The 15,886-nt window shown below is 46.6% G+C and carries 14 protein-coding genes and 5 tRNA genes; 3 read left to right on the top strand and 16 right to left on the bottom strand.

The annotated features are described in order from the left end of the window. Window positions 1-80: 80 nt before the first annotated feature. Window positions 81-154 (bottom strand) — tRNA-Cys (locus NP165_RS19270). A 16-nt stretch (window positions 155-170) separates the two neighbouring features. Further along, window positions 171-257, bottom strand: a tRNA-Leu gene (locus NP165_RS19265). 345 nt (window positions 258-602) lie between these two features. Here NP165_RS19265 and asnA point away from each other — a divergent pair. The 3 genes from asnA (at window position 603) to NP165_RS19250 (ending at window position 4,333) form a co-directional block, all read left to right on the top strand. Then, window positions 603-1,610 (top strand): aspartate--ammonia ligase, encoded by a 1,008-nt coding sequence (gene asnA, locus NP165_RS19260; protein WP_257086082.1) that lies wholly within the window; start codon window positions 603-605, stop codon window positions 1,608-1,610. A 382-nt stretch (window positions 1,611-1,992) separates the two neighbouring features. Then, window positions 1,993-3,222 (top strand): alanine racemase, encoded by a 1,230-nt coding sequence (alr, locus tag NP165_RS19255; protein ID WP_257086081.1) that lies wholly within the window; start codon window positions 1,993-1,995, stop codon window positions 3,220-3,222. Window positions 3,223-3,463: 241 nt separating this feature from the next. After that, window positions 3,464-4,333, top strand: a complete 870-nt coding sequence (locus NP165_RS19250) for a mechanosensitive ion channel family protein (RefSeq protein ID WP_257086080.1) — start codon at window positions 3,464-3,466, stop codon at window positions 4,331-4,333. 38 nt (window positions 4,334-4,371) lie between these two features. Here NP165_RS19250 and NP165_RS19245 read toward each other — a convergent pair whose 3' ends face one another. The 14 genes from NP165_RS19245 to NP165_RS19180 form a co-directional block, all read right to left on the bottom strand. Then, a complete protein-coding gene (locus tag NP165_RS19245) occupies window positions 4,372-5,166 on the bottom strand; it encodes a slipin family protein (RefSeq protein WP_257086079.1) in 795 nt (264 codons plus the stop codon). Beyond that, a complete protein-coding gene (locus NP165_RS19240; RefSeq protein ID WP_257086078.1) occupies window positions 5,159-6,520 on the bottom strand; it encodes an NfeD family protein in 1,362 nt (453 codons plus the stop codon). The genes NP165_RS19245 and NP165_RS19240 overlap by 8 nt, the downstream gene beginning before the upstream one ends. A 181-nt stretch (window positions 6,521-6,701) precedes the next feature. After that, window positions 6,702-6,775 (bottom strand) — tRNA-Cys (locus tag NP165_RS19235). 28 nt (window positions 6,776-6,803) lie between these two features. Then, a tRNA-Leu gene (locus NP165_RS19230) sits at window positions 6,804-6,890 on the bottom strand. 63 nt (window positions 6,891-6,953) lie between these two features. Then, a tRNA-Cys gene (locus NP165_RS19225) sits at window positions 6,954-7,027 on the bottom strand. A gap of 162 nt (window positions 7,028-7,189) precedes the next feature. Then, window positions 7,190-7,546 carry an MmcQ/YjbR family DNA-binding protein gene (locus NP165_RS19220; protein WP_257086077.1) on the bottom strand — a complete coding sequence of 119 codons (357 nt, stop codon included), beginning with the start codon at window positions 7,544-7,546 and terminating at the stop codon, window positions 7,190-7,192. Between the two features lie 31 nt (window positions 7,547-7,577). After that, window positions 7,578-7,922, bottom strand: a complete 345-nt coding sequence (locus NP165_RS19215) for a HopJ type III effector protein (RefSeq protein ID WP_257086076.1) — start codon at window positions 7,920-7,922, stop codon at window positions 7,578-7,580. A 141-nt stretch (window positions 7,923-8,063) separates the two neighbouring features. Continuing rightward, window positions 8,064-8,822, bottom strand: coding sequence for an SDR family oxidoreductase (locus NP165_RS19210; RefSeq protein WP_257086075.1), 759 nt, complete (start codon window positions 8,820-8,822; stop codon window positions 8,064-8,066). 27 nt (window positions 8,823-8,849) lie between these two features. Then, window positions 8,850-9,752, bottom strand: coding sequence for a 3-hydroxyisobutyrate dehydrogenase (gene mmsB, locus NP165_RS19205; RefSeq protein WP_257086074.1), 903 nt, complete (start codon window positions 9,750-9,752; stop codon window positions 8,850-8,852). Between the two features lie 91 nt (window positions 9,753-9,843). Further along, entirely contained in the window at window positions 9,844-10,974 is a 1,131-nt protein-coding gene (locus NP165_RS19200) for an enoyl-CoA hydratase/isomerase family protein (protein WP_257086865.1), read from the bottom strand. A 17-nt stretch (window positions 10,975-10,991) separates the two neighbouring features. Continuing rightward, the gene (locus NP165_RS19195; RefSeq protein ID WP_257086073.1) at window positions 10,992-11,786 is read right to left on the bottom strand and encodes an enoyl-CoA hydratase; all 795 of its coding nucleotides are present in this window, start codon (window positions 11,784-11,786) and stop codon (window positions 10,992-10,994) included. Window positions 11,787-11,797: 11 nt separating this feature from the next. After that, the gene (locus tag NP165_RS19190) at window positions 11,798-12,952 is read right to left on the bottom strand and encodes an acyl-CoA dehydrogenase family protein (RefSeq protein WP_257086072.1); all 1,155 of its coding nucleotides are present in this window, start codon (window positions 12,950-12,952) and stop codon (window positions 11,798-11,800) included. Window positions 12,953-12,974: 22 nt separating this feature from the next. Further along, a complete protein-coding gene (locus NP165_RS19185) occupies window positions 12,975-14,468 on the bottom strand; it encodes a CoA-acylating methylmalonate-semialdehyde dehydrogenase (protein WP_257086071.1) in 1,494 nt (497 codons plus the stop codon). 36 nt (window positions 14,469-14,504) lie between these two features. Continuing rightward, window positions 14,505-15,716, bottom strand: coding sequence for an acetyl-CoA C-acyltransferase (locus NP165_RS19180; protein ID WP_257086070.1), 1,212 nt, complete (start codon window positions 15,714-15,716; stop codon window positions 14,505-14,507). Between the last annotated feature and the right edge of the window lie 170 nt (window positions 15,717-15,886).

Here is a 15,886-nt window from a genome sequence, read left to right as displayed (position 1 = left end):
ATGATCGAGAAGATAGTGTAGTGAAGAAATTTAGGTGGAATGAAAACAAAAAAACCAGCACTAGGCTGGTAAACAAAGAATGGAGGCGCGTCCCGGAGTCGAACCGAGGTCCACGGATTTGCAATCCGCTGCATAGCCACTCTGCCAACGCGCCTTACCAAATTGTTTGATGGTGCCCCGGGCCGGACTTGAACCGGCACAGCGCGAACGCCGAGGGATTTTAAATCCCTTGTGTCTACCAATTCCACCACCAGGGCAACGCAATCATGCGATGGTAACACCACCTCGATACCTTATAGGGGGAGTATCGAGCTCTTACGACTTTCGCCGTGAGAACGAGGCGCACTTTAACCTATTCATATTAACCGTCAACTAAAAACTTATCTTTTTGATTTGATTGGTTAAAAATTACGCCACACCGTACATCCAGCAGGCAATTCGGGCAAGGGTTGTACACTGACTTATCAGCGACAAAAAATACAAGTTGGGTTCATGGGTGGACATACGGCCCAAATGAATATTGCAAAATGTTGGACGCTGCTGCCTCGCTATCGTAAGGTATCTCCTGAAAGCTTCAATGGATAAAGAATCAAAGAGTACTTATGAAACTGAGTGTACCAGAAAATTACCAGCCACTACTGGGCCTGCGCGATACGGAAGTCGCAATTAAAAAGCTTAAAGACTATTTCGAAAATGCTTTAGCTTACGAACTCTATCTGACCCGGGTTTCAGCTCCGCTGTTCGTCAAACCGGAAACTGGCTTGAACGATAACCTGAGCGGTACCGAGCGTCCGGTGAATTTCGATTTGCTTGACGACAATGGCGCCAATGTAGAAGTTGTACACTCACTGGCAAAATGGAAACGGATGGCGCTGGGACGCTATGGTTTCCAAAAAGACGAAGGCCTGTACACTGACATGAATGCCATCCGCCGGGACGAAGAGCTGGACAACACCCACTCCATCTACGTCGATCAGTGGGATTGGGAGAAAGTTCTCGATAAGTCAATGCGTCATGAAGACTATCTGAATACAACCGTAGAAAAAATCTACAACGCATTTCTTAAGACAGAAAACCACATCTATCAGGAATATCCGGTATTGCAAAAACGCCTTCCACCGAAGGTAACCATTATCACCTCACAAGAGTTACTGGAAAAATATCCGGACCTGACACCCAAAGATCGGGAAGATGCTATCTGTAAAGAGCATGGCGCGGTATTTATCCGCAATATCGGCCATACCCTGTCAAATGGTGAAAAACATGACGGGCGCGCACCGGATTACGATGACTGGAACCTGAACGGCGATCTGTTGTTTTGGAACCCGGTCCTGAACAGCTCGCTGGAGCTTTCTTCTATGGGTATTCGAGTCTGTGAAGAAAGCCTAGCAGAGCAGTTGGCCATTGCCAGCTGTGAAGATCGCGCCTCACTACCATTCCACCGCATGGTTCTGGATAAGTCACTGCCTTATACCATCGGCGGGGGGATCGGTCAGTCGCGCATTTGTATGTTCTTCCTGCAAAAAGCACACGTCGGCGAAGTGCAGTCTTCTATCTGGCCAGATGAGATGATTGCCGAGTGTGAAGCCAACAAAATCATCCTGTTATAATCTCTGCCTAAAAATTTAGACAGTATACAAAAGCCCCGGCATTTCTGCTGGGGCTTTGCGTTTTAAGCGATACGGAACGTGCCCTACTGGGTTGAAAAGTCCGCCACTTAGCACAACAAACATAGCGTAAGTCTCACCAACCTGAGCATTGTCATTTCTAAGGCTTACTTTCCCAGAAGATTCCCCCTTCTCTTGTTGGCTTCTTGATTCAGTTCCATCGATTTAAGCAACATTAAGGCCACTAAAAGTGCAGTCGATCATTTTAAAACGCATTTGATGATCAACTGCCAGAAAACCACAAATGAACCTTGTTACACATTATTACAACCAAGTACACTCAGCTTGCCCTATTAATAAAAATATAAATGCATATGGAGACGTTATGCTCTTAAAGAAAACTCTACTTTCAATGACCATTGCTGCCGCTATGCTTGCTCCTAGCATGCAAGTCGTCAGTGCCCCACTTCAACTGAATGACTACGTGGCATCGCAAAACCATGTTCCAGCGACCAATGCGTGGCTAGAAGTCGACTTAAGCCAATTCCGTCAAAACATTGAGCAATTCAAAACCCACATGGATAGCAAAACCAAAATCTGTGCTGTGATGAAAGCCGATGCGTACGGTAATGGTATCCAAGGTTTAATGCCAACCATTCTGGCGCAGCAGATCCCATGTGTGGCGGTTGCGAGTAACGCAGAAGCGCGCGCTGTACGTGAGAGCGGCTTCAAAGGGCAACTAATGCGTGTTCGCTCTGCTGAGATTTCAGAAATTGAAAGTGCTCTTGACCTAGATATGGAAGAACTGATCGGCAGTGCTGAACAAGCTAAAGCACTGTCTGAGCTTGCGAAAAAATCGCAAAAAGAGATCAAGGTTCATATCGCGCTAAATGACGGTGGTATGGGACGCAACGGCGTCGATATGACGACTGACGAAGGCAAACAGGAGGCGGTTGAAATTGCTAAGCAGGCAGGTGTAAACATTGTCGGTATCATGACTCACTTCCCTAACTATAATGCGGATGATGTGCGTAAAAAGTTAGGATCATTTAACACTAACTCTGCATGGCTTATCGATAATGCTGAGCTTAAGCGTGAAGATATCCTACTTCACGTTGCTAACTCTTACACTGCTTTAAACGTGCCTGAAGCGCAGTTAGATATGGTGCGTCCAGGTGGGGTTTTATATGGTGATCTGCCAACCAACCCTGAATACCCTTCAATCGTTTCGTTCAAAACTCGTGTCGCTTCGCTGCACGATTTACCAAAGAACAGCACGGTTGGTTACGACAGCACCTACACAACCACCAAAGACAGCCTTATGGCTAACCTTCCTGTGGGTTACTCAGATGGCTACCCAAGAAAAATGGGTAACAAAGCAGAGGTTATCATTAATGGCCAACGCGCTAAAGTTGTCGGCGTGACATCAATGAATACCACCATGGTTGACGTGTCAAACATTGAAGGCGTGACGCCGGGTTCTGAAGTCATTTTGTTTGGTTCACAAAAAGACAACACCATTTCTACCGCAGAAATTGAACAAAATTCAGATGTCATTTTCCCAGAGCTTTATACGATTTGGGGAAATTCTAACCCGCGTGTATACGTTAAATAACGCGTCCCCGTTTGGTAATGCGCCAAACTGAATAACACCCACAAAGCGGGCGATTTGCTCGCTTTTTCGTGTTCTGAACACTGAAGCCTCTTTTGAGATAGCAGAAACCCGCCTAACTAACCACACCATCAATGACCCATCTGTTTGCGTTTTTGACTTAATTTTCCATACTTTAAGTATCTAAATATCGTCCACTTTCATTAACGTACAAGGTCGCCCTTGGCGCAGTGGAGTCACTCAAATGCTAGATCAAATCATTTCCATCTTAGAATTGACCTTGTTCACATTCAATGACCGGCCTATTACTGTTTGGGCAATTTTGATGATTCCGACGTGGTTAATTATCAGCCTTTGGGTAGCGAGGATCACTATTAAAACCATCGCTTCTAGAATGGTGAAAGCGGGTAAAGATCCAAACATCGTCCTGCTTGTAGAACGGATTTTGTATGTCATTACGTTGACGGTGATCTTTCTTACCACCCTATCAATGGTCAATATTCCAATTACCGCGTTTGCCTTTTTATCTGGTGCCATAGCGATTGGCTTTGGCTTCGGTGCGCAGAACATAATTAATAACTTTATTAGTGGTTGGATTCTCATCGGAGAAAAGCCAATCAGAATCGGAGATTTTCTGGAAGTAGACAATGCCAAAGGGACGGTGGAACAGATTAATACCCGTTCGACCCGCATTCGAAGAGTCGACGGTGTACACATGCTAATCCCAAACAGTAAGCTGCTGGAAAATACCGTCATCAACTGGACCTTGAGAGATAAACTCATACGCGGTTCAGTCAAGGTCGGCGTTGCATACGGTAGCGATGTACAGTTAGTCAGCACTTTAATGCTAGGCATCACTGCCGGGCAAGAGCAAGTTTTGAAACACCCTCCACCAGAAGTCTCCTTTCAAGACTTTGGTGATAACTCGCTCGTTTTTGAATCGTTCTTTTGGATTAATTCGTCCGCTGATGGTGGTATACGTCGTGTTAGTAGCGCAATTCGTTTTGAAATAGACGCATCGTTTAAAGCGCATAACATTGAAATCGCCTTTCCTCAGCGTGATGTCCATATTGATGGCGCTATTCAGATAATGAGAGGAAAAAACACCAAATGACCGGATCAAGACCAAAAAAGCATCATCCGTTCATCCTGTTACTTTTCTTTCTCTTCACTATTTTTTTCCATCGATTTAAACAAACCTTCCATCATGGAAGTCGGCATCGGGAATAGAATGGTAGAGCTTTTTTCTGCGGCAATTTCTGTCAGTGTTTGCAAGTAACGTAGCAAGATAGCGTTGGGCTCTTCCGCTAATCGACTGGCGGCTTCTACGAGCTTTTGTGACGCTTCCATCTCACCGGATGCATGGATAACCTTCGCCCGACGCGCCCTCTCTGCTTCCGCTTGGCGAGCAATAGCACGTATCATAGATTCGTTTAAGTCCACATGTTTAATCTCAACATTGGAGACTTTGATCCCCCACCCATCAGTCCGGGAATCTAAGATCTCTTGAATATCGGCATTGAGCATTTCTCGGTTCGCTAGCATCTCATCGAGCTCATGTTGACCCAATACCGAACGTAGTGTGGTCTGAGCAAGTTGAGAGGTCGCTTGGAGATAGTTCTCCACGTTAATGATGGCTTTTTGTGAGTCGATGACTCGAAAATAAATCACAGCGTTAACGCGTACAGACACATTATCTCGGCTGATGACATCTTGGCTCGGTACATCCATAACGACAGTCCGCAAATCCACACGAACCATCTGTTGAATAACCGGGATAACGATGATCAAACCCGGGCCTTTAACCTTTTGGAATCGGCCAAGAAAGAAAATGACGCCTCGCTCATACTCACGCAAAATGCGGAATAAGCGCATGGCTATGACAACCACTAACACCGCGATTAGCAACGGTGTAAGCAGCTCCGTATTTACTGGAATTTCAGGCATTGTCTTCACTCCTTGGCACTTTTTTTACCTTTAATGTCAGCCCATCGACCGATTCAATACTGACTTTTTCACCTTTGTTAACTGGATGATCACATCTCGCCTCCCAGCGTTCACCCTCTACGTGAACAAATCCATGGCGATTAAAATCGTTCAAAACGATAGCTTCGTGGCCAATTAACGCTTCTTCACCACTAACAACCTGTTTATGGCGCAGTTTCATTAGCATTTTAAGTATGAATACAATCAGTGCTGCTGAAGCAAAGGCAATGGAATAAATCAGGGACATCGACACTCTTAACTCTGGCAAATCACTGTCAATTAAGAATACAGAGCCAAGCACAAACGCGACAATTCCCCCAGCACCGAGAATGCCGAAACTAGGGATCAGAGACTCAGCAATAAATAGCGCGATCCCGAGCAGTATCAGCCCTAAACCGACGTAATTCACAGGCAATAACTGGAAGGCATACAGGGCGATTAACAGACAGATTGCACCTGTAACACCTGCAACACCAAAGCTTGGGCTATAGAATTCGAGAAGCAAACCATACACGCCGATCATCATCAGGATATAGGCCACGTTGGGATCGGTAATGGTAGCGATAAATTTATTGCGTAAATCTGGCTCGCGCGGTTCTAATGTCGCACTGGCAAGCTCCAATACCACATCTTGGTTATCAATTTTCGTAACGGTGCCGTCCAACTTGGTGAGCAATTCTTGTGGTGACTCCGCCATCAGATTAATCACGTTGAGTTCTAATGCTTCATTGGCTGAAAGCGTTTCAGCGTCACGCACCGCTTTCTCTGCCCACTCGACATTGCGCCCACGTAACTGAGCCAAAGAGCGAATATAAGCGATCGAGTCGTTCAGGATTTTCTTTTCCATCGCGGTGGGTTCACTAGGCTTCTCTTTTTGCTGGTCCCCTCCCGGGGTAACACCACCAATTTGTACCGGAGTCGCAGCCCCTAGTGTCGTTGCCGTTGACATGGCTGCGATATGGCAAGCATAGAGAATATACGTCCCAGCACTGGCAGCACGCGCACCAGGCGGATGGACCAAACATAACACCGGAACTTTTGAGGCTAAGATATGTTGGTTGATGTCTCTTAGGCTAGAACTTAATCCACCGGGGGTATCAATGGTAATAATGATTGCAGGAGAGTGGCCGATGACATTGACACGTTGGATTTCTTTAATCACATAATCCCCTACAGCAGGGCCAATAGCACCACTGATGAAGATGACTGGAACGGTTGGAGAAGACGCCTTGTTTACTTCTGTCGGCTCAGCCGTCGCCAGTGCGAATAAACTTAGTAGCGCGAAAGTGAGCCCTACTATCACCCGACGATACATACTTAGTTCCGGTTTAGGATCTACTAATAAGTGTAGTTGAAATAAATCGCCGACGATTTGAAATGCGGTTTAACTTGGCTAAACAAAAGGGAAATACAGATAACTTAGAGAAAGGCGTAAGCGTGAATGGTAAAGCTCAGATACAAAAAAACCAGCATAAAAGCTGGTTCTGTGTAAATCATGGAGGCGCGTCCCGGAGTCGAACCGAGGTCCACGGATTTGCAATCCGCTGCATAGCCACTCTGCCAACGCGCCATACTGATTTAATCTTTAGAAATTGAGATGGTGCCCCGGGCCGGACTTGAACCGGCACAGCGCGAACGCCGAGGGATTTTAAATCCCTTGTGTCTACCAATTCCACCACCAGGGCACACAAATTTCTTTGTGATGCCGTTTAGTACGATAAACACCATCTAAAATTTTAACGAAAGAATGGAGGCGCGTCCCGGAGTCGAACCGAGGTCCACGGATTTGCAATCCGCTGCATAGCCACTCTGCCAACGCGCCTTTTCTTTCAACGCTTTAGGTTACCCACCGTTGCGCTCGCTGCATACTTTACGGATTGAGCGTTGAGAGTCAAACAAAAATCCAAAATATTTATTCGTTTGCTGAGAATTACATCAAATAGCCGCATGTTTGATCTAATGTGCTAAATTTTGTACGCGGCTGTTACGCTAATCCCAACGACACACGTTCGTACTTAGGTAATTTACTGACGACCAACTTGTACGACTGCTCTGAAAGATCGCGAATCAGACCATCATCCACATCGCCCGGGTAGTAAACTGTAATCCAGTGTCGCTTGTTTGTATGATAGCCAGGAGTAATATCGACAAATTGAGAGGTCAGGACTTCGCCATCTTCCGGCTGCACTTTTAACGTGACATATTCACGCCCTTCTCTTTCAGCCAGAATGGCGAACATCTTGCCTTTAACCTTAAACACTAGGGCTTCAGGCCCAAAAGGAAAACCAGACTCTGCACCTATATAAGTATCCAGATATTCTTCTAGCTCTTTATTTGTCATTATTTGCTCCTAGCTTTTCGAAGCCTAAAACCTATTTGGCTTTCAGTGCCTCGCTTTCGAACTGAACGCCATCCCAACCAAATTGAATAAAGTTGCGAATGTTGGCGTGATCATCACCTTGCGGGTTATTCAGTACATCTTCACGGTAAAACGCACCAAAACAAGCCAATGTTTCTTCAGCGGAAAGATCATTAAGTTTTGCAAAGGCAAAAATCTTACAAGATCCATTGTTTTGGTTCGCTTCATTTGATGTATTGCCGTTGGTGAAAGCGGTCGGCGTGAAATCATAATTCGCATCGATCGTTGCGATTGTTTGGCTGAACTCAATATCTTGTGGGTGAGTTTTAAGTTGCGATATAAACGTGCTCAATTCCATTTACTGTAGTCCCATATAAAAATAATGATTTGAAAAGAGTGAGCTAGTCTATGATATTGAACCACAGATAAAAAGAGCCAAACATCGATTTGTCTGATGCCTAAGGGATGTTAAATTGCTTTCACCGCTATAAAGGCGGCACTACATATGGATGCCACCATCAATTTCGAAAACACGTGCGTTCACGTATTCATTCTCAAAAAGAAATTTCACGGTATTCGCTATCTCTTCTGGTGTTCCTAATCTGCCTACAGGGACCATTTTTTCTAGGCGTTCTCTCGCTTCTGGCTTCATTTGTTCAGTCATAGCGGTTTTTATTACGCCCGGTGCAATGGCCACTGCGCGAATGCCAAATCTCGCCAGTTCTTTTCCCCAAGTCGCCGCCAAAGTCGCTACCGCCGCTTTCGATGCAGAATAGTTACTTTGGCCGATATTCCCTGCTCTTGAGACACTGGAGATATTCACAATGAGCCCTTTACGTTGGGTGTTGATCATCTGCACGGCCGCTTCTCTACCACACAGAAATGTCCCTATCAGGTTAACGTTGATCACCGCATTAAATTGCTCTAACGACATTTTTGTCATTTCACCGTCTTTGACTTTCACCAACAACCCGTCTCGTAAAATTCCGGCGTTATTGATTAGGCCGTCAAGTTGACCAAAATCATTCGCAATGTCAGAAAACACCTGTTCGACCTGCGCTTCGTTCGTCACATCCACAGGATAGCAAAGCGCTTTAACACCCATCATATGACACTGCTTTTGCGTAGACTCTAATGCCTGTTCATTAACGTCAAGTAAGGCAAGTTCCGCTCCTTCATGCGCTAATGTTACCGCCATCATTTGCCCTAGCCCTTGTCCTGCGCCAGTAATTGCAATCACACTCTGTTTCAAATCCATTTACGTTCGCCTTTGTCTAAAAACTCACTATTTTTTGGACTGATAAAACTCAAATAGGCTGGAAAAGTCTCGTTCTTCATTTCCATTTGCATTGTGAAACGCATAAAGGTTTCGCGCTAATGATCCCATAGGAACGGAAGACTGACTTTTAGCCGCCGCATCCAATCCAAGCCCTAAATCTTTCAGCATCAATTTACTCATAAAACCCGGTGTATATTGATGGCTCGCAGGTGAATTTTCCATGGCACCCGGACACGGGTTATAGAGCTCTAGTGCCCAATTTCGGCCAGAACTTTGCAGCATGATGTTAGAAAGCACATTCGGATCTAGCCCATTGTCGATACCCAAATTTAACGCTTCACAGGTGCCTGACATCAATATGCCCAGCATGAGGTTGTTACAGATTTTCCCCATCTGACCATCCCCCGCTTTCCCTGCGTGAAAAATATTTTTCCCCATATGTTTAAGAACTTGCTCGGCTTTGGTAAATGCGCTGTCGGTCCCACCGACAATGAACGTCAGCGTACCGGCTTTCGCCCCTGCCACGCCGCCAGAAACAGGCGCATCAACAAACTCATATCCTTTCGTTTCTGCATAAGAGGCCACGATTCGGGCTGATTCAGGGTCTATCGTGGAGGAATCAATCAGGAAGGTATTGTCTTCAATTAAATTAAGTAGCCCGACGCCACCGCTATGATCACCTAAATAGACGGCTCTCACATGCTCTCCCGCAGGCAACATGGTGATGACAGTTTGCGCGCCTTTCACAACCTGTTCAATGGATTCGGCGGGTTTCGCTCCCTTCTCAGCTAACTTTGAAACCGCCTCTTTCACTAAATCAAACACTTGTACCTTAAAACCTGCACTCAGCAAGTTTTCAGCCATTGGTGCGCCCATATTGCCCAAACCAATAAATGCGATGGTGCTCATAGTGATGCCTTCCTTGTTCTGATTTTCCCCGTGATTAGTCGCTCATAACTCGTAACTATTACTACTTACTCGCAGATACTAATAGCAGCTACTAATAATGGCCCAATTGCGATAATGGGTGCTCATCTTCACTCCAAAGTGATTCGAAAAGGTTATCGATCACCGCGATGTCAACTTGTGCAATATTGGCAAACTTCCATTTTGGGCTACCATCTTTGTCAACCAATCGCGCTCGTACCCCTTCCTGAAACTCACCAAGCAAGGCGCATCGAACAGAAAGAGAGAGCTCAAGTCTGAAGCAATCCGCTAATGAGATATGGTGATAGTCAGTCACTTGTCGATAGCATATGTAGGCTGAAATTGGGCTACCCGTACGTAGATTCGTTTTCGCTGTTTCAATCCATTGGCTCCCACCTTCGATAGCGAAAATGCTATCAACGATTTGGAGCAAGCTGTCTCCTTTACTCGCCTCTTGAATTGGAGTCATATAGGGCAGCATTTGCGGTTCAGGGATCCCGTCAATCACCTCTTCTGACAGGCTTTCCAAAATCTCTGTTACGACTTCATAAGCGTCTTCTACACTTTCCCATTCAGCAACCTGAAGCTGTTCAATTAAGGTAGACTTGTGCTCGGCAAGCACTAAATGGTCGGCAAGGTGCGTCCCAATCGCATCCGTTGCATTAACGACAGCACCCGTTAGGCCAAGAAAGAGTCCGACGCCTTCATCCAGTCGATTCAAAAACCAAGTACCGCCCACGTCAGGGTAAAGGCCAATACTGATTTCTGGCATGGCGATTTTAGATGACGGTGTCACCACTTTATGGCTAGAACCCATATAAATCCCCATACCGCCACCCATGACGATACCTTCACCCCAAGCAATAATGGGTTTGTAATAGGTATGAAGAAGGTAATCACATTCGTATTCAACGCTAAAGAAACGCGTACAGTATTCCTTCGTTTCATCAGGTGTTCGGTCTCGCATTACGTCATGCATTGTTCGCACGTCACCACCTGCACAAAATGCTTTCTCGCCTTGACCTTCCAATAAAATACATACGATGTTCTCGTCATCCTGCCACTGTTCAAATTTGTCCTTAAGTAGCTGGATCATATCGAGAGTGAGTGCGTTGAGTGCCGCAGCGTTGTCCAGTGTGGCTACGCCAATTTTATGTTCGCTGTCGCTACAGGGCAGCTCTGAAAAATGAACAGTGCCGGTCATACTGCCTCCTATTGAACTTATTTGTTCTTCCATTGAGGTTTCCGTTTTTCGAGAAATGCATTGACGCCTTCTTTTTGATCTTCGGTATCAAACAACCGAATAAACCGTTCACGCTCTTGTACAAGGCCAAACGCAATGGGATGAGTTCTGGTATTTTGAATCAACAATTTGCATGCGCTCACCGACTGAGGTGACTGATTGGCGACCGATTCAGCCAAAGTAATAGCACGTTCAAGTGCTTCTCCTTTTGGGACAACTTCTTCGACTAGGCGAATTTCGTACGCTTTGTCTGCTGATAGCTGCTCGCCGCACAATATGACGCGTTTTGCCCACCCTTCTCCAACCAATGCGGTAAGGTTTTGCGTACCACCTGCACATGGCAACAAGCCGACTTTCGCTTCTGGCAGTGCGAGTATCGCTTGCTGTTCTGCAATTCTGATGTCACACGCTAACGCGACTTCTAATCCGCCGCCCATCGCATAGCCGTTTATCGCAGCGATCGAAACGCCTCGGAATCCAGACAATGCTTCAAAGGCTTCACCAAACACGCGTGACATATCCACGGCCACTTGTTTGTCACCAGAAGCGAACAGTTTCAGCTCTGCGCCCGCCGAAAAAAACTTCTCTCCGTCACCTGTAATGACCAAAGCGTAAATATCGTCGTTGTCATTCAACTGTTCTACAAGTTGTTTCAAGTAGCGTAAACTTTCTGCCGTCCATGTATTCGCTGGCGGATTGTTCATCGTTAGCACGGCGACGTGATTACTGATGTAATAATCAATGCCATTGTTTTGTGTTTCACTCGCAGACATAGCCTTATCCCTTAAATCAGTTCAGCCCCTTCGGTAAGTAGTCGCCTAGCAATAATCAAGCGCATGATCTCGTTCGTCCCTTCCAAAATCTGATGAACGCGGACGTCTCTAAAATAGCGCTCCATTGGGTATTCCTTGATATAACCATAGCCTCCGTAGAGCTGAAGTGCTTGATCACAGACCTTAAAACCTACATCCGTTGCAAACCTTTTTGCCATTGCGCAATAGGCTGTCGCATCCGGTGAGTGCTTATCGAGTTTGCTTGCTGCCAGTCGCACCAGTTGCCGAGCCGCGACCAGTTCAGTCGTCATATCGGCCAGCTTAAATTGTAGTGCTTGAAACTGAGACAAGGGCTTACCAAATTGTCGACGTTCCTGTACGTACTGTGTGGCTTGGTTTAATGCCTGTTGCGCGGTACCAATTGAACAGGTCGCAATATTGATTCGTCCGCCATCCAATCCCTTCATAGCAAAGATAAACCCTTGGCCTTCTTCGCCGAGTAGATGAGTCGTAGGAATGGACACATTCTCAAACGTCACTGCTCTGGTCGGTTGGTTGTTCCAGCCGAGTTTTGGTTCTTTTCTGCCGTACGTGATGCCTTTTGTATCAGCCGGAACGACAAAAGCAGAAATCCCTTTTGCGCCTGAGTCTTGGGTTCGCGCCATGACCACCAGCACATCAGTATCACCCGCACCTGAGATAAAAGTCTTAGACCCATTGAGGATGTACTGATCACCCTGCTTATTTGCTGTGGTCGCTAGCGATGCCGCATCAGAGCCAGCATTAGGCTCCGTTAAACAGTATGATCCCAACCACTCCCCACAAACAAGTTTCGGACAATACGCCTGTTTCACTTCTTCGTTCGCATAACTGGCAATCATCCAAGTCACCATGTTGTGAATCGTCATAAATGCGGTGGTTGATGTGCACCCCATCGCGAGTTGTTCGAAGACAATGGACGAATCTAAACGTGAGAGACCGAGCCCTCCTTGCGCTTCGGGCGTGTATAAGCTCAAAAAGCCCATCTCTCCCGCCTGCTTTAGCACCTCTTTAGGGAAGACGTGTTTTTCATCCCACTCAGCAGCCATTGGCTCCAGTTTCTCTTTAGCAAACTGGTAAGCCGCTTCAGCAAAGGCTCGTTGATCTTCGTTTAATTCAAAGTCCATACCTCCTCCTTATCTCCATTCCTTATCTCAAGTGAATAGTGAGATTCGGACTGGTGGGAATATCGTCATCAAACCACCTTGCCGTCACGGTTTTGGTTTCAGTGTAAAAGCGAACGGCCTGTTTACCGTAAGCGTGGAGATCGCCATAAAAACTGGCTCGCCATCCCGTGAAGGAGAAGAATGGCAAGGGCACGGGAATCGGTACATTGATCCCCACCTGCCCAACGAGTATTTCGTGCTGATATTTGCGTGCCACAGCACCACTTGCTGTAAAAATGGACGTTCCGTTTCCATAGGGATTGTTATTGATGAACACGATCGCTTCATCGAGCGTGTCAACTTCCACGCAGACCAGTACCGGGCCAAAGATTTCTTTCTCATAAATGGACATTTCCGGCGTTACACCACTAAACAAGGTTGGCCCGACCCAGTTGCCGTCGGGAAAGCCCTCAACCTCACAGTGGCTCCCGTCCAATTCGCACACCGCACCTTGCGCTTTTCCTTCCGCGATTAAACTCAATACCCGCGCTTTCGCTTGCTGACTAATTAATGGGCCGAAAGCGGCATTCTGATCGTTCCACGCGCCCGGTTTCATTTTCGCCATCTCTAATTTCAAGTCGGCGATCCACTCTTTGGAACTGCCAACAAATACCGCCACAGAGATCGCCATACAACGCTGCCCTGCTGCACCGACCGACGACCCAACAAGGTTGCTGATCACCTGATTTTTGTTCGCGTCCGGCATCACGACCATGTGGTTTTTTGCGCCAGCGAATGCTTGAACACGTTTATTATGGCTGCTTCCCGTGTGATAGATGTACTGAGCGACTGGCACTGAACCCACAAAGGAAACGGTTTTTATGGAAGGATGTGCCAATAAAAAATCCACCTGTTTTTTACCGCCATGGACGATTTGCAATACACCTTTAGGCGCGCCTGCTTGCTCAAATAGCTCCGCTAAACGAACAGAGGTGAGAGGAACTTGCTCCGAGGGTTTTAAAACGAAGGTATTCCCCGCAGCAATGGCGAGTGGGAACATCCAAAGTGGGATCATCGCTGGAAAGTTAAATGGCGTAATACCGCAGCACACGCCGAGTGGCTGAATGAGAGAATAGGTGTCGATGTCCGTTGCCACATTTTCAACGGTCTCTCCCATCATGTTGCTGGCAATATTTGCGGCCTGTTCTACGACCTCAATGCCTCGCCACACATCCCCTTTTGCGTCTAAAGTGATTTTACCGGTTTCTTGAGACAGCAATTCTGCCAGCTCGTCATGGTGTTCTTTAAGTAACTGTTGGTAGTTAAGCATCACTCTGGCACGGTCAGACACCGCGACTTGCTTCCAACTCGCGAAGGCTTTTTCTGCGCTTGTGATTGCGCGTTGCATTTCCGCATCAGTCGCACACGGTAAACGGGCAATTGTCTGATTTGTTGCAGGATTGGTGACGTCAATCCAATCGTTTGATTCCGACTGACAAAACTCACCATCAATGAAAAGAGGGACTGACTGAGTCATAATGATTTCCTTTTCAATTTACAATGGGATCTCTTTTTATACTGGGATCTCAATGCCAATTGCGGTTGCTTCACCACCACCGATACATAGCGACGCGATACCACGTACCACACGCTTGCGGTTTGAATCGTCCTCAACATCTAAAGCCTGTAACTGCCGCAAACTGTGAATGAGCGTCACCAATATCCTCGCGCCACTGGCACCAATGGGATGGCCTAATGCACACGCGCCGCCTTTAATGTTCACTTTCTCACTGTCTAAACCAAGGTGCTTAATCGCTATTTGAGTCACCACAGCGAATGCCTCGTTGATCTCCCAAAGATCGATGTCATCAAGCATCCAATCCAGATCTGAAAGAAGCTGCTCGACGGCATAAACTGGCGCTAATGTGTATTCATCGGGTGCTCTCGCATGAGTAGTGTGGCCTTTGATCACAGCAATAGGACTTAATCCTAGGTGGTGTCCATATTCTGGCTCGACCAGCAACAGGGCAGCCGCACCATCAGAAATGGCGCTAGAGTTCGCCGCCGTCACAGTACCGTCGTGAGAAAAGGCAGGTTTGAGGTTGGGAATCTTATCCAGAACAATCGTTTTGGGGTGTTCATCGTAGTCCAGTAATTCGCCCGACTTAAGCGTGAGTGGTTCGATCTCTTCCTTAAACAAATCTCGGCTTTGCGCTTCTCGCACTCTCTGCACAGACAAGGTTGCCCATTCATCCATTTGCTCCCGAGAAAAATCGAGTTTGTCAGCAATTTGTTGAGCATAGACACCCATCAACTTGCCTTCGTAGGCGTCTTCTAAACCGTCGATAAACATGTGATCGTATGTTTTCTTATGACCCATACGCATGCCTGAACGAGCCTCTTTCAATAAGTAAGGGGCGTTTGTCATGCTTTCCATGCCACCCGCAATGGCGCATTTAAACGTCCCTGCATTGATGAGATCCGCGGCTAACATGACCGACTTCATGCCCGAGCCGCACACTTTATTGATTGTCGTACAGCCAGCAAAACTATGTATACCCGCTCCGAGGGAGGCTTGACGAGCGGGCGCTTGACCACAACCCGCAGGTAATACGCAGCCCATGTAAACTTCATCAATGTGCTTGGCGGATAACCCTGACGCTTCAATGGTGGCCTTGATCGCAGCAGCTCCAAGTTGAGGTGCAGAAAACTCTGACAATTGCCCTTGAAAGCGCCCAATAGGCGTTCTTTTGGCGGCTACAATCCAGATATCTTTGGCTTGCATAACGTGACCCTCATAAGAAATTACAGCAGCATGAGTTCTGTTTCTCCCACGGATGCCTTGCAGTGACATCGACCACTCTGTTTTAGAAGCTGCTGTGCTTTTCCATAGCTGTTTTCTTGACGTTTACGTAAGCATAGCACTAACCTTAATTTAATTAGAAATAAACACAT

It is taken from the genome of Vibrio japonicus (assembly GCF_024582835.1).
In the GTDB taxonomy this organism is placed as follows: Bacteria; Pseudomonadota; Gammaproteobacteria; order Enterobacterales; family Vibrionaceae; genus Vibrio; species Vibrio japonicus.
The sequence above is the reverse complement of the archived record's forward strand: the minus strand, read 5'-3'. Positions and strand labels throughout refer to the sequence as shown.